We start from the raw sequence: 22,742 nt of genomic DNA, 5'->3' as shown, positions 1-22,742 counted from the left end.
ATTACACCTCAAAGTTAAATGGATACTGGCTGAACATCTTATCAATGTTCCTTTCCATTCCCTGCTTATCCCCACTTCCCTTAAGATAAGAGCGCATACCAATAATCTGAATCTGTAAGTGTTTTGCCAATTCATTTGCAGACAGTTGAGACACAAGTTCATTTCGTTCTAGTGCCTGTCTAAATATGAGTGCCATCGCCTGTTCAAATTTCTCTAACAACCGTTGAGCCTCTTCTAATAAATCACTGTTTTCATCGGTTAACTCACTGATTGTTTTAGTGAGCATACAAATACCACTCGGTGCCGTTTCCGCACTTTCCAATACCGATTTTTTTGTGATGGCTATTAATGCCTGATGCGCACTTTCGCTACTTAAAGCAATGTCATTCATCATTTCGACAAACGTATCTGCATAATAGTTTAGGGCTTCTTTATACAGCTCCTCTTTACTACCAAACGTTGCGTATATGCTTCCTGCTTTTAAATTCACAACGTCTTGCAGATTACGCATTGATGTTGCATTAAATCCTTTTTCCCAATAGAGATTCATCGCTTTTTGTAAAACTTCTTCTCGATCGAATTTAGGATAATTAGCCATGATAAAGCCCTTACTTGAACAATCGTTCACATTGTAAGTGCAACAATTCATGATTACCAGCCAAAATGGTAAATTAATTCAATAAACAGTGAAAACTATCGGGAGTACTTTGCTCTGATTGCCAAAAAGGTTTCAAGATTATTCAGTAAGAGATCAACCAGTACAGGATCAAAGTGCTTGCCCCTCTCTTCTTTGAATAACGTAATAATCTTCTCAATAGGCCATGCTGGTTTATAAACTCGTTCAGTACCAAGAGCATCAAAAACATCAGCAATAGCCGTAATTCGACCGTAGATATGAATGTCTTCACCAATTAACCCATGGGGATAACCTGAGCCATCCCACTTTTCATGGTGCTCACCAGCTATAATAGCAGCCGCCTTTAAAATGGGACGTTCTGAATGGTTTAACAACTCGTAACCAAGTTTGGCATGTCCTTTCATGATCTCAAATTCATCAAAGGTAAGTCGGTCTGGTTTATTCAAAATGTTATCAGGAATGCCCACTTTACCAATATCATGCAATGGTGAAGCGAACTTGATCATTTGAGCTTCATTCTTATCAAGACCAATTAGCAGTGCCAGTGCTTCTGAATATTCTGCAACACGTTTAACGTGATCACCTGTTTCTTTCGAGCGGGTTTCACCGATTTCTCCCATGGTGTAGACGATCTCTTTTTGTGTCTCAATGATTTCATCGTGCAGCGATAGCACTTCGGTTACATCGGTTGCATACACCAAAATTTCACTCAGGCTGCTAACGTTTCGACAAAAAAGAGAATAGAGCTTGCCGTCATCCGACCGATATTGATGATGCTCTATCTTATTTTCTTGGATAAACGCTTTAGCATCGGAATCTACCAACTCTGAAAAACATCTAATGGCTGGGAAAGTAGTCTGAGCTGTGTCATTAGTAAAAACAATTTCACCTTCAGCATTAAAGATGAACAACGGCTGAGGGTTTAATTTTGGTAATAGGCCTAAATAACGGTTCTCAGTCAAGGAGTGTTGGGTTGTTTCATGAACATCGGTTACGGGAAATCGAAAATACATCCCTGTAAACATAACACCAAAACCGAGCAACACCATTAATCCAAAATAATGAGAGCCTACAACGGCTATAATTGCACCAAGCAGAATTCGAATCTGACCATTTGATTCACTCAGGTTCACTCGCACCAAATATACCTTCCTAATAGAATTCTACATAATTTAACCACAACAATAACGATCGTTCAAGACAATCTGAACACTTGTTCACATTGACTTAACTAGGCGCATTGCCTTGATAGAGTTCTGTAAATTAGGGTAAAACCTAGGGACAAATTGGATGAATCTACCACTCATTTTTAAGTTTGTTGATAGATCCGTTTAAGCAAAACTTCATGATCAACCTCGCTCACCTAACTCCCCCCCCTTGTACATCTTGATGAACGTTAACAATGGTAACTCACGCTCCTTGATGTTCTTTTAATGGAAGTTATTGTTCCATGTACCACTTAATCCATTACGCTTTTTTACCTGGTTTTATCCTGTACTCATGCGATTCAACAATTGGTAGCTGCATACTCCGTTAACCAATAACTTGAACAACATCTGTAAGTGATGAAACGATCTCGCTTGGCTGGATATTCCATGGGTCAAACACCACGGTTGAGTGTCTCTTAACCCATGCAGATCTAAACCCTGCGGAAATAGAGCCTGTCACATCAAAAGGATTGCTTGAAATTAACCATGCTCTATCCATCGTGGTATCCGCTTCTCTTAAAAAATGCTCGTAAACTTCAGGGTCGGGCTTAAAGCTCTGAACATCCGCACAACTCACTACACCGTCAAAATAGTGATAGATCCCTGCATGCTTTAATAAACCAGATACGGCTTCTAAACTGCCATTCGAGAAAGCATAAAGAGCCACATCTTTCTCTTTTAATGCCTCTAACGCTAGGACCACGTCATCAAATGCAGGCAAAGTCTTATAAACGTTCATGAGTTGTACTTTTTGCTCATCGTTTAGCTCAACCTTTTGTACAAGCAGTGCATATTCCAAAGCATCTTTAGTACATACTGAAAAATCAACATAATCACGCATCAAGCCACGGCGAAACGAGTATTCCAATTGTTTTTCTCGCCAAAGCTTGGAAACTGACAAGGCATCTCCAGTATCCAACCATTTTTCAAGCGTTTGCAAGACACCCTGCGTGTCAATTAGAGTGCCGTAAACATCAAATGCCAGTGTTGTTTTCATGTTGTACCTCTTTACCCCAATAAATAAAAACGAAAAACGCCAACATTCCGTTGGCGTTTAAATCTATTAATAGTTCTTTTTGTATAGGTAAGCGTTAAGCCATGCTAGCGCCAAAATAACCAATGTCATTACGGGTGGTTTTGACTGAAGTGGTAACACTTCTGCTGGTACGTTTGGAAGTAAGTGAACATAGACTGCAACAAACATGATAATCGTAGTCAGCGCCGTTGATGCATACATTGCCTTTGTCAGCAGTTCTTGTGGCAGTGATTTTTCACCAATCATCACAACAAGTAGCAGCGCACCTGCACCCATTTCACCCAGTTGACCAGCCCAGCGAGAAAGGAAAGGGAAAGGAAGTTCACTCAGTGCAATCTGCTTAGTAAACATTGTGGTGAACGGGTCAAAGAATTTCACCGTACCTGCCATCAATAAGAATGCACCAATTAAACCTGTCAGAATTTTCTGTGCTTTAAGTGAAATAGAGTCACTCGCATTGTATGAACGAACTAAAAAGAAGCCCGTAATAAGGATCATAGAACCGATTAAAGATAACTCTAGGATTAGTTGTTGCGTACTCATTTTAATGCCCTCTTTTACTATCTGGCTTATTGCTTGTTAGTCGTTTGCAAATCTTGAAAGATTCATCAATTCGCTTCGATGGATTGATAGTAGACCAATCGTTCAATTTCAAAAAGAGCCAAGAATGAAATTCATTCATGCATAATTGAAAGATTAATCAAATCGAAATTAAATGAGATTTAGATCACATTTACACTTCCCTTTTCTTCTAAACGGTGCCACTATATACAAAACATGAACAGTCGTTCAAGCTATTGTGAAAAATAATATAGGTAACGTGATATGACAAATAAGTTAAAACTAGAAATTATCTCTGATGTGGTTTGTCCTTGGTGCATCATTGGTTATAACAACCTTCAGGCAGCCATCAAAGAACTTGATGTTGCGGACAAGATTGAGATCGAGTGGCTTCCATTTGAATTAAACCCAGATATGCCAGCAGAAGGTGAAAACCTTCGTGACCATGTAAAGAGAAAATATGGCTCTAGTCGAGAAGATAGTGACCGAGCACGTGCCAGCATTGCTCAAAAAGGCGCAGAACACGGCTTTGAGTTCAACTATTTCGAAGACATGCGTATGGTTAACACCCTTGAAGCACACGTGCTGCTAGATTTTGCCAAGCAGTTTGGTAAACAAACAGAGCTTAAACTTCGCTTATTTAATGCCTTCTTTAGCGAACAAAAAGACGTATCTGACCGCAATGTTTTGCGCAACGAACTTATCGCTGTTGGTTTAAATGCAGATGAAGGTATCTCATGGTTAGATAAGCCAGAACTAAAAGAAGACGTTCGCATGCAGGAAGCTGTTTGGCAACAACACGGTGTTAGCGGTGTACCGACTATGGTATTCAATCGTGAATCGGCAGTAACAGGTGCTCATCCTGTAGAAAATTACAAACAGATTTTAACTGAATTACTTAACAAACAAGACTGAACTTGAACGAGTGTTAATAAGTTCGTTATAATCTGCGCATTAGGCCCCAACCACCTAGGTAACACTATGAGTAAAAGAGCACAATTTGATCGTGAAGATGTGATCATTAGAGCGAAGAACCTCTACTGGGCAAAGGGATATCACGGTACTTCTATGCGAGCATTACAGGACGCAATTGATATGCGACCTGGTAGTATCTATGCAACATTTGGTAGTAAAGACAACTTGTTTATTCTAGCAATCGAACGTTATAGACAGGAAAGCGACCAATTACTAGAAAGTAGCCTAGCTGAAGCTCCAACTAAAGTTGACGGCTTGAAAAGCTTCATACGAAAGATAATCTTAGAGAAACGAGACACAGCACCTAGTGGTATGTGTATGATAGTTAAGTCTGTTTCTGAATTAACAGAAGAAGACAATCCAGAACTATTAGCGACAGCAAAACGCCTGCTCAATGACATTGAAAAGGCATTTACTGTTATTTTAACTTCGGCAATTGCTGATGGTGAAATCAGTGCTGATAAAGACCCAGTTGAACTAGCACGTTATGTACAGGTTCAGATTATTGGACTTCGCACTTTTGCTCGCGCAACGGAAGAACTTGATGCTGTAGAAAAGTTTATTGACGACATCTTTGTTAGCGGTCCGTTTAAGTAAATAGCTAATCAAACTATAGATTTAAAGCCCAACCCAGTGTTGGGCTTTCTTTTGCCTGCTCGTTTGCCAACTTTCCTAAAATCGACCTATCTATCAAATCTCTATTCATATCATTAACTCAGTACTCATTAACTAAAATATATTTTCTCTTTACTTTCAAATGGTTAGTGTAAAAACAGCATCAAACTGAACATTTGTTCAATTTACCACTTGAACACTCGTTCATGTGGGGTTATAGTTATTCCAACTTAACGGGGACACACAAACCCCATCAACGAATCAATATAAGAGAACGTGATCATGACTGCATTTAAAATCCACACTGAAGAAACTGTTTCACCAAAAGCTAAAGCTATCTTCGCTGGCGCTAAAAATCAGATGGGCGTGATTCCTAACCTTTACGGTACAATGGGTGAATCTCCTGAGCTACTAAAAGCGTACACTCAGCTTCACCAACTGTTCCTAGAAACGTCATTTACTGCTGAAGAGAAAACTGTGGTATGGCAAGTAATCAACGTTGAGCACGAATGTCACTACTGTGTTCCTGCACACACTGGCATTGCACACTCAATGAAAGTTGACCCAGCACTGACTGAAGCACTGCGCAATGAAGAAGCGATGCCAACTGAAAAGCTTCAAGCACTTAAAGACTTTACTCTTCAAATCGTTCGTCAACGTGGCAACGTAACTGAAGAGCAAATGGAAGCGTTCTTTGCAGCAGGTTACACGCAACAAAACGTTCTTGAGATCATCCTTGGTCTATCTCAGAAAGTGATCAGCAACTACACAAACCACGTTGCGAAAACACCTGTAGATGCAATGTTCCAGCAATTTGCTTGGGAAAAGAAATAATAAGTAATTCATTTAGCCCATTATAGGTTCAATTTATGGTGGGCAATTTTGACAAGAACAATAGTAATATGACGAAGTTTACGATTCATACACTAGAGAGTGTACCAGCGGGAAGCAAAGCAATCATCGAGAAGACGGTTGCTCAGTACAAGTCTGTTCCAGGTTTGTATGGTGTACTTGCTGAAGCCCCACCAGCTCTAAAAGCTTATCTAGAGTTACATCAACTGTTTTTGGAGTCTTCACTTACTAATGAAGAAAAAACCGTTGTTTGGCAAACGATTAATGTAGAACATAACTGTACCTACTGTGTACCTGCTCACACAGCACTAGCTAGCTTTATGAAGGTAGACCCTGCATTAAATGAAGCCCTACGTAATGATGCAGATATGCCTACAGAAAAGCTTCAAGTATTGAAGGATTTTACTCTTTCAATGGTTCGTGAGCGTGGCAATGTGACAACTGAGCTGCTAACTGCATTTTTTGATGCAGGTTATAGTCAGCAAAATGTTCTTGAAATCATTCTTGGTCTGTCACAGAAAGTGATCAGTAATTACACCAATCATGTAGCGCACACACCTGTTGATCCAATATTCCAACAATTTGTTTGGCAAAAGAAATAACTTTCTAAGTCAGTATTACAATTCAATACCCGCTATGAGTTCCGACACATAGCGGGTATTTTTATTGGAAAGCAGAATAATACCGTTGAACAAAATATCTTAGAAACCCTCTTTTCTCTGATTACATCTGCACAAGCACACACTTACTACCTTCAATACTATGCCTTAGCAGTATAGGAGGTCTTAAAAATGAATCGCCTAACCTCTTTTGCATGAGATTGATCGCTTATTTCTGCTCCCAGGCCAAGTTTGAAGATAATGCCTCTACTCCACCAGCCATCAAACATCAAAAAAACCAAGCCTTTATTTCTACAACCTTTTCAATTAGTTAAAGTTAAACCCGCATTAGCTTGAACATTTGTTCAATTTATTACTTGAACACTCGTTCATGTTGGGTTATAGTTATTCCAACTTAACGGGGACACACAAACCCCATCAACGAATCAATACAAGAGAACGTAATCATGACTGCATTTAAAATCCACACTGAAGAAACTGTTTCACCAAAAGCTAAAGCTATCTTCGCTGGCGCTAAAAAGCAGATGGGTGTGATTCCTAACCTTTACGGCACAATGGGTGAGTCTCCTGAGCTACTAAAAGCGTACACTCAGCTTCACCAACTGTTCCTAGAAACGTCATTCACTGCGGAAGAAAAAACTGTGGTATGGCAAGCAATCAACGTTGAGCACGAATGTCACTACTGTGTTCCTGCACACACTGGTATTGCACACTCAATGAAAGTTGACCCTGCACTGACTGAAGCACTGCGTAACGAAGAAGCAATGCCAACTGAAAAGCTTCAAGCACTTAAAGATTTTACCCTTCAAATCGTTCGTCAGCGTGGCAACGTGACTGAAGAGCAAATGGAAGCATTCTTTGCAGCAGGTTACACTCAGCAAAACGTTCTTGAGATCATCCTTGGTCTATCTCAGAAAGTAATCAGCAACTACACAAACCACGTTGCTAAAACACCTGTAGATGCGATGTTCCAGCAATTTGCTTGGGAAAAGAAATAAGTAAGTTACCCATAAATTTTTTGGGAAACCTTTCTATTGTTTCCCTTTTTAAACACTAAAACACTGCCTTGTTTTTTTAGTTAGCCGCAGCCTTGTCTGCGGTTTTTTATATCAGCGACAGTGTTTAGTTTTTGTTGCTAAAATCTTTTAGGAACCGTCTAAAATCTTCATTTTTAAGAAGTTGTTCCCTTCCCTCTTGCACAAGTAGATCGACTTGCTCTTTTTCTAGATTCAGTGCTGTTGGGATATTGTTTAACAAAACCCTACGCTTTTCATCTGTAACATCATTAAGATTAATATCGACAAAGTATGTTGATACTGGTTGTCCATGCTCAGTTGCCGCTTGCCCGTTGCGCTTTAACGTCTCTTTAATCAAACTCTTAGTTAGGTCATTGTAACGATGCAGTTGAATGTCCGTCATGAATGCAATCGTATCGGTAACATCTGGTTTTTCAACACTCTGCCCCATCGTATTCTCGGGTTTAGCTGAAGCATCCACGGAAATCACAACGACATAGGGCTTAAGATCCGCTCCTAAATCGGTAAAGAACCCTTCCTGCCCACCATGCATTGACATCATGTCATACAAGGAAAATAGACCAAGATTGTCAGTAATGCCCCCGTCAACCAAATGAATGTATTTCGTCTGCTCTTTATCTAAATAGTGACTTAGCGATGAATGTGTCGATTTTGCAACGCTATTTAATTCTGACTGCTCAACAAGGTTAGTAATATTGCTGTCACCACAATCACCATAGTTTTCCAATACAACTGGGTTAAAGAATACAGGAACTGCTGCTGAAGCCGCCACAGCGTCAGCTACTGGGTATTGAGAGATATCAGAGCACAGTAAATCAAAGTACTCTTGTACATAAGAAAAACGAACACCCGTGCCTAAATCAGTCGCATTGATAACGACTAATGGCTTATCTGTTTGGTTGAAGTCAGCAAACGTTGCACCTTTGAAAAGCTCTTCTTGGTAGTATGTGATGGCTTCATCTGTAATACCAGACCTTGAGAACCAGAGTGTCGGAGTCAAGAAACGCTGCAATAGTGATGTCGTCACATCGTTATAGAGAAACTCTTGCTCAAAGTCAGTAAACAACTTATCTCCATAAAGCCCATAATAAGCGGCAGTAAAGCTTCCGCCCGATACCGAAGAGATATTATCAACTTCGTCAAGAAAGCTAATATCATGCGATTGTGACTCTAAGGGCTGGTCTCACATTCCCTCCATAACACCATAAGCAAATGCAGCGGCTCTTGTTCCACCTCCAGAAAAAGCGACAAGTACCATCACTTCGCCTGAATTGTAACGTTTCACAGAGTTTTGATAGGAATACGATTGGGATAAATCGCTATCTTGGTGTGTTGTTTATTCTGCGGAGTGCCGTAGGTAGCACATCCTTGTAGTATGGCAGTAATACCAAGTGTTACGAATACTGTTGACTTCACAATCGACCGACTCTATCCATTCATTCACTCTCTAATACTATAGAGTAATGCCGATGTTTCAACAGGTTAAAAAAAACCGCCAGGTAGTGACCTAGCGGTTTTTATTGTGATGTCAGAATTTATTTCAATTTGAGAACAGCATCAATATCTTCAGCACCATGACGCTCAGGAACATTCTCCCAATCCTCACCCCAAGTGCGGTTAACCGTTCTACCTCGCTTCACAGCAGGACGCTCTGCAATCTCATTTGCCCAGCGTAGGACATTTGGGTAGCTCTCCACATCCAAGAACTCTTTAGCACTGTATAATGCACCTAAAACTAGGTTACCGTACCATGGCCAAGTTGCAATATCTGCAATCGAGTACTCGTCACCACCTAAGTAACGATTATTCGCTAATTGTTTATCCAACACGTCTAACTGGCGCTTAGTTTCCATCGTAAAACGATTAATTGGGTATTCAAACTTTTCTGGAGCATATGCATAGAAATGACCAAAGCCACCACCTAAGTATGGTGCAGAGCCGTGAAGCCAGAATAACCAATTCATCACTTTCACTTTTGCTTGTGCATCTGACGGTAAGAACGCATCAAATTTTTCAGCTAAGTAAAGCAAAATAGAAGCCGATTCAAACACATTCGTTGGTTTTTCAGCCGAGTTATCCACCAATGCTGGAATCTTTGAGTTAGGGTTAACATCAACAAAACCTGATGAGAACTGATCACCTTCACCTATCTTAATTAGGTGTGCATCGTACTCAGCGTCTTTACCCGCCGCTAGCAACTCTTCCAACATGATTGTCGCTTTTTGACCATTTGGTGTTGCGATTGAATAAAGTTGCAGTGGGTGTTTACCTACTGGAAGCGCTTTCTCATGGGTAGCACCTGATACTGGACGGTTGATTTTAGCCCACTCACCACCATTTTCGCTGTCATGAGTCCACACTTTTGGTGGTTGATATTCGTTAGTCATTTTATATACCTTCAATAAAAGCAAGCTCCAATGAGCTTGCTTTACACTATTTATATGCGATTACGCTTTTAGAATTATTTTGCTTCTGGGTAGTTCGATGGGAAGAATGCACGGCGAGCTTCTTCATCAAATTCGCTCTTAAATTCTACGCCCTTGTCAATCTCACGAGCACGTAGAGCAGCAGGACGGCTATTCACAGCATCAAACCAACGGCTTAGGTTCGGATATGGTTTAAGACCCTCTTCACCAAGTACAACCGTTGCTTTGTCGATCCAACCCCAAGCAGCAACATCTACAAGTGTGAACTCGTTACCAACGATAAATTCACGACCTTCCATATGCTTATCTAATACTTCGTAGTGACGCTGAGCTTCACGTAGGTAACGGTTAACAGCGTAATCTAGACCTTCAGGTGCAGCATGGCGGAAATGAACAGACTGACCAGAGTATGGACCTAGACCTGTTGCAATAAACATCAACCAAGATAGAAGCTCTGCACGATCTTCAGGTTGACCACCTAGCTTGCCAGTCTTCTCTGATAGGTAAAGCAAGATAGCATTTGAATCAAATACACGTTGACCGTCATCTTCGATTGCAGGGGTTTTACCGTTAGGGTTAATCAAACGGTACTCTGGAGTATGCTGCTCACCTTTTAATGTATCTACTGGCACCAATTGGAAATCAAGACCTGTCTCTTCTAGGAACAGTGCAATTTTCATTGGGTTTGGCGTTTGGTGGAAATAAAACTTAAGCATAATGTTCTCCTCAACTTGAACAATCATTCAACTTCAGCAATTAAACCATTATCAGAACGACTGTTCAACTTTTTTCGATTGTTTTTTTATCTTTTGTATTTTCAATTTTGGAGATTGTTAAGTTACTGGATAAAGCTATGAACAAACAAACCAAACCTGAACGATCGTTAAAGATTGGGTATTATGAACGAAATTGAAATACGAGACGATGTAATGGAGAAAGATACAATAGGTAACTTTAACTTAGAGACAATGTTAGGCGTGCTGCCTGATCATATCTTCGTTATTTCTGCCGACAGTGTTTTTCTGAAAGTATATGGTGGTACGGATATCAACATTGAGTACGTAAATGAACAGCTTATTGGAAAGAGCTTTTACGACCTATTTTCAGATGACCTACCCCGTGCAAAGCATTATCACGGTGTCATACAGAAAGCGATTGAAACAGGCGAAACACAAAATTTCATGTATGAACTTGGGCCTGGGTTAATGCCAAATGTTCCAACTCATGTCACGTTAAACAACCATGAGTGGTATGAGGGTAGAATCCAACGTCTACCTGAAGATATTAACGGTGAACCCGCAGTTGTTTGGATTGTAAGAAACGTCACTGAGAGTGAACGAGCCAAGCTCGACCTAAAGAAAATGTCTGAGGTCGATTACCTAACGAATATTCTCAATAAACGTTCATTTACAAACAAAGCGGTTCAACGATTAAATCAGGCTCGCCAAACACCATCTACCCTACTCTTGCTAGATATCGACCATTTTAAAAGCATCAATGATCAATATGGTCATTTAGTTGGAGGTGAAGAGTTTGCCGTTCTTTTAACACAAGCTGATTTTGAGCAAGCTGTAAATGTTGCTGAGCATATTCGCAAAGCCATTGAGAGTGATGCGTTTAACTTCTCAGGAGAGGATTTGCCAATCACTATTTCGATTGGTTTAAGCCAAGCTAAGCAGGATGAACGTGATATCAAAGAGCTATACCATCGTGCGGATGTGGCGCTCTATACCTCTAAGAATCATGGGCGAAATCAAGTGAAGTCTTATGCTGCGCATTTGAATTAAATGAAATCCACCATACTTTTATGGTGGATTACTTGTAACGTATAGATCTTAAAACTCACGTTTGAACAAAGACTTGCTAGGTAATAGCATGAACATTCACCTATCTCCGTAAAGCAGTTGAATAGCGCATTTAAGGGTAAACATGAGCCAGAAAACCCACTAGCCAAAAAGTCAGGTATGGGGATTAAAAACCTGAGCCTGGTTGTTGCAAAAACTCTAGCTCTTCATCAGTCGATTGGCGGCCTAAAGTCTCATTACGATGAGGATATCGCCCAAAACGCTCAATAATAGCTTTTTTGCTTGTACTCAAACTCAAGGTTGTTCTGTATCCCTATCGCTTCAAATAACTTCACTGCTTCAGTATGAATCAACGCTGATTCACTATACATATAAAGCATACATAAGAAGACTCGTTGAATATCTGATAGATCTTTATCCATCCCTTGAGCAATCGCTGACTGTGCTAAGACCAATGCCATGGCATCACTACTAAATGATTCAGGAGTATCACGGTAGATATTGCGAGAGAACTGGTCGAGCACAATGACTTCCGCTAAGCACCCTTCTGCATTGGTTCGCCATGAGTAAAGCTCTCCTGCCAGTGCTTGTTGATGAACCTTACCGAAGCGAGCTTTGATCATTTGGTCGAACGCTTCGTCTTTCTGCCACCACTGCTTTGGTTCTAATTCATTAAACCAAAAATCAATCACTTCCTTATACATAACAAGCGTTACTCCATTTCTGTATTTACTGTTTCGCTATCCATTGTAGATGGATTTCCTTACTTCATATGGTTCTAGCATCGAAGTAAACATGAAATTCCGTTCTACAAGTATAAAAAATGGCTCCATAAGAGCCATTTTAAAACCAATTTTTTTGCTAACTAAAGACGTTTTGGATCAACTGCACGATCGAGTATTAGTTTCATAGCTGTTGAAAGTAATTTACGTGGTGTTAATGTCGCCATGAAAGCCATGATGTTATTGCGAACACCAGGAACCATCACCAAGCGTTTGCCTAAACCACTCAATGCTAGCTCTGCTACTTTCTCTGGCGTTTTAGCTGCCATTGGTACTTTAGACCAGTTCACGCCTGTTGCATTCGCCATCGGAGTTTTAGTTAGACCTGGTGACAAGATGCTAACATCAACACCTTTTGGTTTTAATTCACTGTATAATGATTGACCAAAGTTAATTACAAATGCTTTTGAGCCAGCGTATGTTGAGAAGTATGGAGAAGCCATCTGTCCAAACATACTTGCAACCAACAAGATTGCACCTTTACCACGCTCTACCATTGTATTGCTAAAGTGATGACTTAATTCCATTGTCGAAGTCACATTAACTTGAATTAGACGGCGTTCAGCATCTAGGTCTAACTTCTCAAAAGCGCCATTGGTTTCTAAACCAGCCGACAAAGCAATCAGCGCAATATCTTGCTTCACCGCTTTTACTTGATCAACACCAGCTTGTGTTGCTAAATCGGCAACGATGATATCCGATTTAACACCATATTTTTCTGCAAGAGTATTCGCATATTCTTTTAACTCAGCTTCTCGTCTTGCGACTAAAACAACGTTCATACCGTCAGCCGCCAGTTGCTCTGCCATCTGCTCACCAATACCTGATGTTGCACCAGTTACTAAAGCCCATTCACCGTATTTTTGTTTGAAATTAAAAGACATTGTTCGTACTCCAGCAGTTATTGCTTTGAAATTTTTTAAGGTCTTTTTCTAAAAGAAACCTCATGTCGAGGGTTATGTCTCCCTCACCGATGTAGAGACTATAAAACAACAATAACGATCGTTCAAGTAAATTTTGAACACTTGTTCAAAAATAACTTTGAGACAAAAAAACCGACAAATGAATCTGTCGGCTCTTACTGGGGTTTTATAGTTAGCTTAGCGCTGGAATTGTTTAAAAACTAAGGTCGCATTCGTTCCACCAAAGCCAAAACTGTTGCTCATGACCGCCTTAAGATCATGATCTTTTGTTTCAGTCACGATTGGTAGATCAACTAACTTTTCATCTAAGTTTTTCACATTAATACTTGGGGCAACAAAGCCATTTTCCATCATTAATAAGCTGTAAATGGCTTCATGAATACCCGCTGCGCCTAGCCCATGACCTGTCATCGACTTGGTTGAACTGATCATTGGCAGATGGTCTCCAAACACCTCTGAAACAGCCGCTAGCTCTTTGGTATCACCAACAGGTGTCGAAGTGCCATGAGTATTTAAATAATCCACCTTGGTTACGCCATTTCGTTCGGCTTTTTCTAATGCCATGGTCATACAACGTGTAGCACCTTCACCTGATGGCGCAACCATATCATCGCCATCTGATGTCGCACCATAGCCAACAATCTCTGCGTAGATATGCGCTCCACGAGCTAAAGCATGTTCAAGCTCTTCAACCACGACAATGCCACCGCCACCAGAAATAACAAAACCGTCTCGTTCGCTATCATAAGGTCGTGATGCTTCACTTGGGTTATCATTGTACTTAGTTGATAACGCCCCCATCGCATCAAAGCCCATCGCTTGAGTCCAGTTCAACTCATCACCTGCTCCAGCGAAGATGATATCTTGATTACCGAGTTGAATTTGTTCCCATGCATGACCTATCGCATGGCTACCAGTCGCACAAGCCGATGACAATGAGTAGCTCAACCCTTTAATCTTAAATGGTGTCGCTAAGGTCGCAGAGGCGGTCGAGGCCATTGTTTGAGTAATCAGATATGGACCAATCCTGCGTACCCCTTTCTCACGTAGCGTATCAGCCGCTTTGACTTGGCTTTGTCCTGAAGCCCCGCCTGAGCCGACAACTAGCCCTGTTCTTGGGTTACTGATTTGTTCAGGTGTTAATTTTGCGTCTTCGATTGCTTGCTGCATCGATAAATACGCATAGGCAGACGCATCTCCCATAAAGCGAAGAGTTTTGCGGTCGATATGTTCTTTCGGATCGATCTTCAGTGCTCCCCACACCTTACTTCTTAGGCCCATTTCTTCAAATTCTTTTGAATAGCTGATACCGCTTCTTGCGTTTCGTAATGAATCGGTCACCTCTTCAGCGTTATTACCAATACTAGAGATGATCCCAATACCTGTGATTACTGCTCGTTTCATAGTGTTACCTTTCGCAATTTGAACAACGCTAAGCAACCGTTGTTCGCTTTCTGATGGGTTCACTATACGCTCACATGAACGATCGCTCAAGATTATTTTAACGAGCGTTCAAATTCATATTAGAGACAGAAAAACTTACTGTTCCAGATATTCAAGTCATCTTAATTATCTTATTGATAGTTATAGAAAAGCCGACAAATATGTCGGCTTAAGTCTATTTATTCTAGTAGCTTTTAAAGTCTAGAATTTTAGAAATGGATTGAACCACCATGAAATGCCAAGCTCGCTTCATGAACAACTTCAGCGGTCGTAGGGTGGGCATGAATGGTTTCGATGATTTGCTCTGTCGTCAATTCATTACGCATTGCCAATGTCAGCTCTGCAATCATGTCTGTTGCATTAGGGCCTACAATGCTTGCACCAAGAATCTTATCCGTTGCTTTATCTGCAATGATTTTAATAAAGCCTTTGCTCTCTCCTAACGCTAATGCCTTACCATTCGCTACAAATGGGAATTTACCGACAACATATTCAAGACCTTTTTTGATCACTTGTTGCTCAGTCATTCCAACCATACCAATTTCTGGATGAGTGAAAATCGCAGACGGTACGGCTTTATAATCCATTTCAGCGTCAATTCCAGCGATATTGTTCACCGCTACGATGCCTTGATGAGATGCAACATGAGCCAGCTGAATGATATTTGTAACATCACCGATAGCGTAAACATTCGGAACATTAGTCTCCATACGCTCATTAACAGCAATGCCTCTACCATTCGCATTTAACTCTAATCCTAATGCATCAGCGTCAATACCAGTCAGGTTTGGTACACGACCAACTGCCATTAAGACCTTATCTGTCGCTAGGTACTTTTTACTCCCCTCTTGAGTAAAGGCAACCAAACTACCTGTACCTTCAGTGTTGATGATCTCTTCGACTTTTGCTCCTGTGTAGAGCTTAATACCTTTCTCTTCGGCAGCTTTTTCAACTTCGTCAATGACATCAATATCACAGTTGATCAGTGTCGATTCTGCGTACTCAACGACAGAGACATCAACACCAAAACTAGCAAAGATAAACGCAAACTCCATACCAATAACACCACCACCAACAATGACAATTTTCTCTGGTAATTCAGAAAGTGCAAGGGCTTGCTTACTATCAATGACACACTCTAAATCAGAGCCAGGAATAGGTAAATTTGCTGACTCAGAGCCTGTTGCAATAATAATATTCTTTGAACGAATGGTCGTTTCTATACTTTCTGAAGATACTGTCACAACCTCACTAGAGGAAATAGTTGCACTTCCTTTTACAGTCGTAACGCTATTTTTTGAAAGTAAGAAGCCAACACCATCAACAAGCTGTTTAACCACTTTATTCTTGCGTCCCATCACTTGGTCAAAGTTGAAACCGACATTATCAGCAACAATACCAAAATCTTCTGCATGCTTAAGGGTATCAAGAACCTCTGCTGAACGAACCAGTGCTTTAGTAGGAATACAGCCCCAGTTAAGGCATGTACCACCAAGGCTTTCTTTTTCAACAACCACGACTTTTTGCCCTAGTTGAACGGCTTTAATTGCTGCGACATATCCGCCTGGGCCACCACCGATAATGGTGATATCAGCTTCCAACTCTTCTGACATTCTCTCTTGTGATTGAGGGGATTCAATACCATTCTTTTCACTCAGAGTTTCTGAAATTGTAAGTACAATCGTCTCAGATGAGATTGAGTCGCCTACATTGCTATAAATATTTTGGACCGTACCTGTTGTTGGTGATGTAAATTCTACTGTTGTCTTATCTGTCTCATACGCAAAAAGAGTGTCTCCCTGCTTGACGAGACCGCCAAGTTGAGTCGTAACTTCTCCAATCGTCACTACTAGCCCCTCTTGAAGAGCGGTACCTAGTGAGATATTTACTAAAGTGCTGTCTAAACTCTGCGTTTGTTTATCGTCTAACAAGGCAAGGATGGTGTTCGCTGATACAAGTTCACCAACATTAACCATAACCTCAACGACAGTACCTGCTCTCTCAGCAGTCAGTTCGACCGTTGCCTTATCTGTTTCATAAGCAATTAGAACATCACCTGCATTTACTGCATCCCCAGCGTTACATGCAAGCTCAATAATTGAGACTTCCTGCCCCTCGTCTAGTGCTGCACCTAGCTTAATTTCGATAGTCATAGTTTTGCCTTAAAGTTTAAAATCGACATGATTTAGCCCCGAGCCGCAACCATCGCTTAAGGCACTAAGTTCAATCAATTAATATTAAAATCATTATATTTAGTGAGGACTTAGGACAAAACTGACAGAAATGAATTTGATAGATGCAAAATTGAATGCTCGCTTAGACTATCGAATGTTTGGTAGCAGATATAGAAAAGCCAACCTTGAAAGCAAGGTTGGCTTTTCTTCTCTATTTCTACGAAAGGTAAGATGTACAACGATAGACAAATAACGATTAGTAGCTATTCAACCAATAGGTTACATAAAGATTCTGGTAAAATTATTGAACAAATCCACCAGCAATCGTAACTACCGCTAGTACACCAACGGGAATAGCACTAATAAAGATTAATCTCTTCGCCTTTTAAAGCTTTTCTTCAATAGCTTACTCTACAGAGTAGGAGTGCCACTAAAATATGGATAGCGGCGACCTAGCACTGCGAGCGTAATCGCAACAGGACGCACAACGATAGTCAAGAACCACCATGCCCAAAGCACATCAACGACAGCGATACTTGAAGCATCAGCAGGAACCATGAACAAGCTTGTTCTAAGCAATGTTATTAGCTTCTTCCCTATCCCGATAATTAGCGCAATCTCTTTTTAACTCTGACATAATTTAATATAACGTCATCTAGTTGAGGCGATCAGATACGAAGATGCAACATCATAAACATAATCACACACATAGTCTCAACTAGGTGCGGATGTCTTTGACTACTGTGTGCAGAGATTCAGCGACTAGAGAAAGTTCAGATGCAAGTTTAGTATTATTACTCGATTTTTCATGAGTGGTAGCAGTATGCTGACTAATCTCCACTAAACTTGAGTTAATCTGTTCTGCTACGTGTGTTTGTTCTTTTGCGGCCGATGCAATCTGTGTATTCATATCCAACGTTACATCCACTGAAAGTCGTATTTTTTCTAAAGAATCATCTGTGCTATAAACCTTTTCAGCCGTACTCCGAGCCTTAGTTACATTCTTCTCCATTAATACCATCGAACGTTTTGCTTCCTTCTGAAGCTTTTCTATATTTATTTGTATTTCATTGGTACTTTGAATTGTTCTTTCTGCTAGATTTCTAACTTCATCTGCGACAACTGCAAAGCCTTTACCGTGAACCCCTGCATGTGCAGCTTCAATAGCAGCATTCAGCGCCAATAGATTTGTTTGATCCGAAATAACATCTATAACTTCTAAAATACTACCAATGTTTTGAGTTTCTTTCTCAAGATTCTTACTGACTTCAACTACTTGTTCAATTCCTGAAAGTAGTTCATTAATATCTTCATTCATTTCCCCAACAACTAATGTACCTGTTCGGCAATACTCTTGTGCCTTTTCTGCTGCGTCTGTAGCAAGCGCAGCATTTCTTGAAACTTCAGATGCGCTTACAGTCATTTCATTCATTGCTGTAGATGTTTGTTCTAACTGAAACATTTGCTCACGAGCACGGTTATTAACCTCCAAAGCAGAAGAAGACATTGACTGTGCCGATCGACCTAAAGTCTCAGCAGAATCTTTTACTTCAGTTGTAATTACTTTAAGAAAGCCGACCATTGTAGCCACTTTCGATTTGATTCCTTTCTCATCACCCTTCGCATTGAATGTAAAATCACCATTAGTTACGCGATCAACTAGATTATGGATAATTTGAGGCTCATCACCAATTGGGGAGTATATTAACTTATCGATAGTCCTATTCATTACGAACCAAATAGTCAAAAGTGAAATTGCAGAAATAATAAATGAAAAATACCAAAAACTTTCATTTCCCATTAGAAATAAGGTAACTACTTTTGCAATAGCTAATGCAATAGCAACTGTCAATAGGTTGAGTGTTAATAATTTCCGTTTTACGCTCATTTTTTCCTCGATGATCGACTTAAAACTTGTTATACCGATCGGTATAATAAAGAGATAAATGAGAGATTCAAGGATTATTTGAACATTTGTTCAGGGTATTTTAGGTAATCTGAAAACTAGAATAAATATTCAGAATATGTAAGGTTATGATCGCTAATATAAAAAAACAATTTGACACACATATAGCACTGGAACTTGCGATGAAGGTTTTTTGGGAAAATGGCTACTCTGGAACATCTGTTCAAGATTTAACCTCGACCATTGGTATTACAAAACCAAGCTTATACAACGCATTTGGTAACAAAGAGTCACTATTTGTGCTAGCCCTCAAACACTACCTAGATTCGCAGGTTAAGAACAGAATGCCTTTGTTAAATGACAATGACTTACCATTGGAGAAACGCCTAAAGAACTACATGATGTCAATCGTTGATAGGCAATGCTGCTCGGGTAGCCCTAAGGGATGTATGGTGGTCATGTGCCAACCTGAAGCTCTTGGAAAAAACATACCCGAAGCTGCCAGAATAGCATTAAAGGAAGCGGGTGAAGCAGTTCAACTCAACTTAAAAGAGTTTTTCCTCACCGACAAAGAATCGATACTTGCTGAGTTAGACCGCAATGCAACCACCAATGCGCTAATCATCGCCACAACATTACGTGGTACTGCATCAATGGCTTGTACTGGTCGAAACAAAAAAGAACTGGAAATAGTAGTAGATCACTGCCTAAAAAGTATGATTAAATCAAATTGAACAATCGTTCACAAATGGTAGTATATTACTAATTTTCTAGTGAGGTTATCAGAATGAATATCGACCTACAGCTCTCTATCGGGGGCTTATTAATAACTGTGCTTGGTGCTATGCATTACTTCTCTAAAGTAAGAAAAAACCAAACACCTGAAGTGCCAGTCGCTTTTGTCACTTCTTTGATCGTAGGTTCTATCATGGGGATCGCTGCGATTTTCCACATTAGCTTATCCATTCCTGTTTCAGTACTGGTCAGCCTACCTATCGCTATGTTGCCAATCATTATGACGGTTTTGGTTTATATCACACTCAAAGGTAGCAAGGCTCCACTAGGTGATATCAAGATTGAAGTTGGTGACCAATTACCAAATTTTTCTACAACCACCTACTTTGGTACTCGGTTTAATAACAATGAGTTAGATGGTAAGCGAGTGTTTCTAAAGTTCTACAGAGGCTCTTGGTGTCCTTACTGTAGTACTGAACTAAAAATGTTTGAAGATATGAAACCAATGTTTGACGAATTTGATGTAAAGGTTGTTGCTGTTTCAAACGATTCACCACAACATGCAATGATGCATAAAAAAAGAGATAAACTGACTCATACTCTTCTATCCGATGTGGATCTTTCAATGATCAGAGCATTTGGTGTTGAACACCACAAGGCATTGGGTGGCGATTCGGAAGGTGTAATGACCGTATTTGGTCTGCCATTTCCGAAAAAGATGCAGTTCAAACCAATGGCAATTCCAACGTCCATCTTGGTTGACGAACATGGTATCGTCCAGTGGATCGATCAATCTGATGATGTCCGTATTCGAGCGAATGAAGAGCGTGTGACTGCTGCTCTTAGGAATGCTTTTGAAAATTAGAACGTTAACGCCCATCGTTGTGGGCGTTTATTCTCGATGACAACTATGGCACTAGTTCCTACTGTTTAATGCTAAATATGGTATGCGACTCTACTTCCACTTACTTGGGTGACGCCTCCAAGCCTCTACCTACGAGTATGCCTGGAAAGTGTTTTGATTAAGTAGGTAAACTCGTGCAAAGTAACTGCACGAAGAGTTGCTTTGCCGATTAAGACAATACACGAGCCAAATCAAGCACTCGAAGTGCGCCATGCGTCAGAGCAAATGCGCCCCGCGACAACACTATTTTTATCGAAAAATTTAAAATTGAACGACAGGAGCAGAACTTTGCATTCTACTCCTTATAATAAACCATAGCCGTTATATTAGTTATAACAGCTATAATAGTTATAACATATTTTTTTGAGGGAATAAAGATAAAACAATAGTCACTATCAATCGGCACCTTAGTTATTTTCGTTTAATTCATCTCGTATTATGAGCTTATCTAGCACTATCAGTTGATATTCAAGTGATTCAATTTGTGTCGTAACTTTGTCTAGTTCAGCATTCAAATAGCTCTTATGCGCAGGAAACTTAGACAATACACTTCGATGCGCTTCAGCTACTTTTTCTAGTTCATATTTTGAAGCGATGAGACCTTCTTTATATGTAAGTTCACCCTCCAAAGCACACGTATTTTTTTCAGTCACTTGTACTTTTACGCCAACACTCTCCTCGATCGCGACATACAGTGCATTGTGATAATTAGCTGCACTTAGACGACAAACCAAGTTTTCTTGTTCCAATAATCTAATTGCCCGATAGCAGTGATTACGAAATCTTTCTTGATAACGATCTACATCATATTGTTCATCGAAAAGCGGAACCATTTGCGTCTGAAATTCATTCAAGCGGAAAATTTCCTCTTTTTCAAAATGACTTAGAGCACTGCGAGCTATTTTGATTAGCTCATACGACATTAGTTTCATCTTAACCTCTCACGTGGATAATATAATACCCGTTGCACTTGGGTAATATATTATCCAAAACATACTAAGTCAAGAACGATAGAGAACAAAAGTAAAATGCGGTAGCATAGAAAAAAAACAAAAATATACAATGAATAGACTAGCATTAGAGATCGCAGAGAGAATCAGAGAACGCCGTTTAGCGCTTGGGTTATCAAAATCACAGTTGAGTTTACAGGCAGGTTTAAGTAGGAGTTACGTTAGAAAAATAGAAGAAGACGGCGTGCGCATTACTGTCGAAAAACTTCTTCTCATATCTAGGGTATTAAATTGCACTATCACCGACCTTATCCCCCCCGATCACGAAGACCTTCTCAACTAACTGCGAATAAAAGAGACACTGGGAGCCGTGTCTTTTTTATTCTCCAAACATACCACTTCTATCTTTTGGGTATACCTATCAAATAGATCCCTGAATTCCTATCATATAGCAACCAAATGACTTATATGATAGGATTATCTTATAAATCCTAAATGATAGAGGTTGCGATGACGATATATGGATATGTGCGTGTAAGCACCAGAGAACAATCTACAACAACCCAGGAAAATGAAATCCTAACGAAGTACCCAGATGCAACCATCATCCGAGAAAAAGCATCGGGTAAGAGTATTGAGCGACCTTATTTCCAAAAGCTTCTCAATCAAGCTATCAGCGGTGACAAAATTGTAGTCCGTGAAATGTCTCGATTAGGTCGTTCACAGGGCGAGTTGATGTTATTGATTGAAGAGCATCAAGCAAAGGGGGTTGAGTTTGAGATTCTCAATATCGGAATTGATACCTCCTCGGTATCAGGGAAGATGATTTTGGGAATTTTGTCATCTGTTGCTCAAATGGAGCGTGAATTGCTACTTGAGCGACAAGCTCTTGGTATTGCTGAGGCTAAAGCCGCTGGAAAATATAAGGGTAAGCAAGCATCACCAGCTACTGCAAAAAAATGTGAAGAGGCGCTCGGTTACGTCAAGAATGGAATGAGTAAGGAAAAAGCGGCTAAAGCTGTTGGAATTGGCGTTGCTACGCTGTATCGCTATATAAAAGTTCTTTCGGAAAAGTAGAGATTGTCCTGAATTCTGTGTAACTGTCTAAACTTAAGCCTTAAAGGCTAAGGATGGACAGTATGGATAAGAAAGC

Annotated in this window: 23 protein-coding genes and 1 pseudogene; 10 read left to right on the top strand and 14 right to left on the bottom strand. The window is 40.2% G+C overall.

Annotated elements, in window-relative coordinates; translation table 11 throughout:
* Position 1: 1 nt before the first annotated feature.
* From MSG38_RS22595 to MSG38_RS22580, 4 genes are all read right to left on the bottom strand, one after another.
* Positions 2-598, bottom strand: a complete 597-nt coding sequence (locus MSG38_RS22595; RefSeq protein WP_248402669.1) for a TetR/AcrR family transcriptional regulator — start codon at positions 596-598, stop codon at positions 2-4.
* Positions 599-693: 95 nt separating this feature from the next.
* On the bottom strand, positions 694-1,776 hold the full coding sequence (locus tag MSG38_RS24045; protein ID WP_248402668.1) for an HD domain-containing phosphohydrolase: 1,083 nt from the start codon (positions 1,774-1,776) through the stop codon (positions 694-696).
* A gap of 394 nt (positions 1,777-2,170) precedes the next feature.
* A complete protein-coding gene (locus tag MSG38_RS22585) occupies positions 2,171-2,842 on the bottom strand; it encodes a haloacid dehalogenase type II (RefSeq protein WP_248402667.1) in 672 nt (223 codons plus the stop codon).
* A gap of 66 nt (positions 2,843-2,908) precedes the next feature.
* Positions 2,909-3,424: a hypothetical protein gene (locus tag MSG38_RS22580; RefSeq protein ID WP_248402666.1), complete on the bottom strand. Its 516-nt coding sequence runs from the start codon at positions 3,422-3,424 to the stop codon at positions 2,909-2,911.
* Positions 3,425-3,706: 282 nt separating this feature from the next.
* Between MSG38_RS22580 and MSG38_RS22575 the strand changes: the two genes are divergently transcribed.
* The 5 genes from MSG38_RS22575 to MSG38_RS22555 all read left to right on the top strand — a co-directional run bounded on the left by MSG38_RS22575 (position 3,707) and on the right by MSG38_RS22555 (position 7,502).
* The gene (locus tag MSG38_RS22575; protein WP_248402665.1) at positions 3,707-4,357 is read left to right on the top strand and encodes a DsbA family oxidoreductase; all 651 of its coding nucleotides are present in this window, start codon (positions 3,707-3,709) and stop codon (positions 4,355-4,357) included.
* Between the two features lie 66 nt (positions 4,358-4,423).
* A complete protein-coding gene (locus MSG38_RS22570) occupies positions 4,424-5,014 on the top strand; it encodes a TetR/AcrR family transcriptional regulator (RefSeq protein ID WP_248402664.1) in 591 nt (196 codons plus the stop codon).
* Between the two features lie 300 nt (positions 5,015-5,314).
* Positions 5,315-5,866, top strand: coding sequence for a carboxymuconolactone decarboxylase family protein (locus MSG38_RS22565; RefSeq protein ID WP_248402663.1), 552 nt, complete (start codon positions 5,315-5,317; stop codon positions 5,864-5,866).
* Between the two features lie 68 nt (positions 5,867-5,934).
* Entirely contained in the window at positions 5,935-6,486 is a 552-nt protein-coding gene (locus MSG38_RS22560; RefSeq protein WP_248402662.1) for a carboxymuconolactone decarboxylase family protein, read from the top strand.
* Between the two features lie 464 nt (positions 6,487-6,950).
* Entirely contained in the window at positions 6,951-7,502 is a 552-nt protein-coding gene (locus MSG38_RS22555) for a carboxymuconolactone decarboxylase family protein (protein ID WP_248402661.1), read from the top strand.
* Positions 7,503-7,626: 124 nt separating this feature from the next.
* Here MSG38_RS22555 and MSG38_RS22550 read toward each other — a convergent pair whose 3' ends face one another.
* The 3 genes from MSG38_RS22550 to MSG38_RS22540 form a co-directional block, all read right to left on the bottom strand.
* On the bottom strand, positions 7,627-8,694 hold the full coding sequence (locus MSG38_RS22550; protein WP_348983509.1) for a patatin-like phospholipase family protein: 1,068 nt from the start codon (positions 8,692-8,694) through the stop codon (positions 7,627-7,629).
* A 382-nt stretch (positions 8,695-9,076) separates the two neighbouring features.
* Positions 9,077-9,928, bottom strand: coding sequence for a glutathione-dependent disulfide-bond oxidoreductase (yghU, locus tag MSG38_RS22545; protein WP_248402660.1), 852 nt, complete (start codon positions 9,926-9,928; stop codon positions 9,077-9,079).
* Positions 9,929-10,002: 74 nt separating this feature from the next.
* The gene (locus tag MSG38_RS22540) at positions 10,003-10,683 is read right to left on the bottom strand and encodes a glutathione S-transferase family protein (RefSeq protein WP_248402659.1); all 681 of its coding nucleotides are present in this window, start codon (positions 10,681-10,683) and stop codon (positions 10,003-10,005) included.
* 183 nt (positions 10,684-10,866) lie between these two features.
* Between MSG38_RS22540 and MSG38_RS22535 the strand changes: the two genes are divergently transcribed.
* Positions 10,867-11,754 carry a sensor domain-containing diguanylate cyclase gene (locus MSG38_RS22535; RefSeq protein ID WP_248402658.1) on the top strand — a complete coding sequence of 296 codons (888 nt, stop codon included), beginning with the start codon at positions 10,867-10,869 and terminating at the stop codon, positions 11,752-11,754.
* Between the two features lie 184 nt (positions 11,755-11,938).
* Here the strand turns inward: MSG38_RS22535 and MSG38_RS22530 are convergent.
* From MSG38_RS22530 to MSG38_RS22505, 6 genes and pseudogenes are all read right to left on the bottom strand, one after another.
* Positions 11,939-12,476 (bottom strand): annotated as a pseudogene (locus MSG38_RS22530) (DUF924 family protein).
* Positions 12,477-12,637: 161 nt separating this feature from the next.
* Positions 12,638-13,438, bottom strand: coding sequence for an SDR family NAD(P)-dependent oxidoreductase (locus tag MSG38_RS22525; RefSeq protein WP_248402657.1), 801 nt, complete (start codon positions 13,436-13,438; stop codon positions 12,638-12,640).
* A 216-nt stretch (positions 13,439-13,654) separates the two neighbouring features.
* Entirely contained in the window at positions 13,655-14,881 is a 1,227-nt protein-coding gene (gene fabB, locus MSG38_RS22520; RefSeq protein ID WP_248402656.1) for a beta-ketoacyl-ACP synthase I, read from the bottom strand.
* Positions 14,882-15,129: 248 nt separating this feature from the next.
* Positions 15,130-17,073: a dihydrolipoyl dehydrogenase gene (gene lpdA, locus MSG38_RS22515; protein ID WP_248402655.1), complete on the bottom strand. Its 1,944-nt coding sequence runs from the start codon at positions 17,071-17,073 to the stop codon at positions 15,130-15,132.
* Positions 17,074-17,505: 432 nt separating this feature from the next.
* Entirely contained in the window at positions 17,506-17,673 is a 168-nt protein-coding gene (locus tag MSG38_RS22510) for a hypothetical protein (protein WP_248402654.1), read from the bottom strand.
* Between the two features lie 139 nt (positions 17,674-17,812).
* Complete coding sequence (locus MSG38_RS22505; RefSeq protein ID WP_248402653.1) at positions 17,813-18,982, bottom strand: methyl-accepting chemotaxis protein; 1,170 nt, start codon at positions 18,980-18,982, stop codon at positions 17,813-17,815.
* Positions 18,983-19,128: 146 nt separating this feature from the next.
* Here MSG38_RS22505 and MSG38_RS22500 point away from each other — a divergent pair, with 146 nt between their 5' ends.
* Positions 19,129-19,734, top strand: coding sequence for a TetR/AcrR family transcriptional regulator (locus MSG38_RS22500; protein WP_248402652.1), 606 nt, complete (start codon positions 19,129-19,131; stop codon positions 19,732-19,734).
* A gap of 53 nt (positions 19,735-19,787) precedes the next feature.
* Positions 19,788-20,600 carry a peroxiredoxin family protein gene (locus MSG38_RS22495; RefSeq protein WP_248402651.1) on the top strand — a complete coding sequence of 271 codons (813 nt, stop codon included), beginning with the start codon at positions 19,788-19,790 and terminating at the stop codon, positions 20,598-20,600.
* 446 nt (positions 20,601-21,046) lie between these two features.
* Here the strand turns inward: MSG38_RS22495 and MSG38_RS22490 are convergent, their stop codons facing one another.
* Positions 21,047-21,571, bottom strand: coding sequence for a hypothetical protein (locus MSG38_RS22490; protein WP_248402650.1), 525 nt, complete (start codon positions 21,569-21,571; stop codon positions 21,047-21,049).
* Positions 21,572-21,701: 130 nt separating this feature from the next.
* Between MSG38_RS22490 and MSG38_RS22485 the strand changes: the two genes are divergently transcribed.
* Together MSG38_RS22485 and MSG38_RS22480 are read left to right on the top strand one after the other, a co-directional pair.
* Positions 21,702-21,932 carry a helix-turn-helix transcriptional regulator gene (locus MSG38_RS22485; RefSeq protein WP_248402649.1) on the top strand — a complete coding sequence of 77 codons (231 nt, stop codon included), beginning with the start codon at positions 21,702-21,704 and terminating at the stop codon, positions 21,930-21,932.
* A 167-nt stretch (positions 21,933-22,099) separates the two neighbouring features.
* Entirely contained in the window at positions 22,100-22,666 is a 567-nt protein-coding gene (locus MSG38_RS22480) for a recombinase family protein (protein WP_248402648.1), read from the top strand.
* Positions 22,667-22,742 lie beyond the last annotated feature (76 nt).

Origin of the sequence: Vibrio sp. 1CM24A, assembly GCF_023161725.1 — a bacterium.
Taxonomy (GTDB): Bacteria; Pseudomonadota; Gammaproteobacteria; order Enterobacterales; family Vibrionaceae; genus Vibrio; species Vibrio coralliirubri.
Note: the sequence above shows the minus strand (reverse complement) of the source record. Positions and strands in the feature narration are given on the sequence as shown.

Excerpts from the sequence above, each read along its gene's own strand:
- MSG38_RS22595 (WP_248402669.1), bottom strand. The coding sequence starts at position 598 with ATGGCTAATTATCCTAAATTCGATCGAGAAGAAGTTTTACAAAAAGCG.
- MSG38_RS22480 (WP_248402648.1), top strand. The coding sequence starts at position 22,100 with ATGACGATATATGGATATGTGCGTGTAAGCACCAGAGAACAATCTACA.
- MSG38_RS22500 (WP_248402652.1), top strand. The coding sequence starts at position 19,129 with ATGATCGCTAATATAAAAAAACAATTTGACACACATATAGCACTGGAA.
- fabB (WP_248402656.1), bottom strand. The coding sequence starts at position 14,881 with ATGAAACGAGCAGTAATCACAGGTATTGGGATCATCTCTAGTATTGGT.
- lpdA (WP_248402655.1), bottom strand. The coding sequence starts at position 17,073 with ATGACTATCGAAATTAAGCTAGGTGCAGCACTAGACGAGGGGCAGGAA.
- MSG38_RS22535 (WP_248402658.1), top strand. The coding sequence starts at position 10,867 with ATGAACGAAATTGAAATACGAGACGATGTAATGGAGAAAGATACAATA.
- MSG38_RS22525 (WP_248402657.1), bottom strand. The coding sequence starts at position 13,438 with ATGTCTTTTAATTTCAAACAAAAATACGGTGAATGGGCTTTAGTAACT.
- yghU (WP_248402660.1), bottom strand. The coding sequence starts at position 9,928 with ATGACTAACGAATATCAACCACCAAAAGTGTGGACTCATGACAGCGAA.
- MSG38_RS22575 (WP_248402665.1), top strand. The coding sequence starts at position 3,707 with ATGACAAATAAGTTAAAACTAGAAATTATCTCTGATGTGGTTTGTCCT.
- MSG38_RS22540 (WP_248402659.1), bottom strand. The coding sequence starts at position 10,683 with ATGCTTAAGTTTTATTTCCACCAAACGCCAAACCCAATGAAAATTGCA.
- MSG38_RS22585 (WP_248402667.1), bottom strand. The coding sequence starts at position 2,842 with ATGAAAACAACACTGGCATTTGATGTTTACGGCACTCTAATTGACACG.
- MSG38_RS22565 (WP_248402663.1), top strand. The coding sequence starts at position 5,315 with ATGACTGCATTTAAAATCCACACTGAAGAAACTGTTTCACCAAAAGCT.
- MSG38_RS22570 (WP_248402664.1), top strand. The coding sequence starts at position 4,424 with ATGAGTAAAAGAGCACAATTTGATCGTGAAGATGTGATCATTAGAGCG.
- MSG38_RS22495 (WP_248402651.1), top strand. The coding sequence starts at position 19,788 with ATGAATATCGACCTACAGCTCTCTATCGGGGGCTTATTAATAACTGTG.
- MSG38_RS22485 (WP_248402649.1), top strand. The coding sequence starts at position 21,702 with ATGAATAGACTAGCATTAGAGATCGCAGAGAGAATCAGAGAACGCCGT.
- MSG38_RS22505 (WP_248402653.1), bottom strand. The coding sequence starts at position 18,982 with ATGAGCGTAAAACGGAAATTATTAACACTCAACCTATTGACAGTTGCT.
- MSG38_RS22580 (WP_248402666.1), bottom strand. The coding sequence starts at position 3,424 with ATGAGTACGCAACAACTAATCCTAGAGTTATCTTTAATCGGTTCTATG.
- MSG38_RS22560 (WP_248402662.1), top strand. The coding sequence starts at position 5,935 with ATGACGAAGTTTACGATTCATACACTAGAGAGTGTACCAGCGGGAAGC.
- MSG38_RS22490 (WP_248402650.1), bottom strand. The coding sequence starts at position 21,571 with ATGAAACTAATGTCGTATGAGCTAATCAAAATAGCTCGCAGTGCTCTA.
- MSG38_RS22555 (WP_248402661.1), top strand. The coding sequence starts at position 6,951 with ATGACTGCATTTAAAATCCACACTGAAGAAACTGTTTCACCAAAAGCT.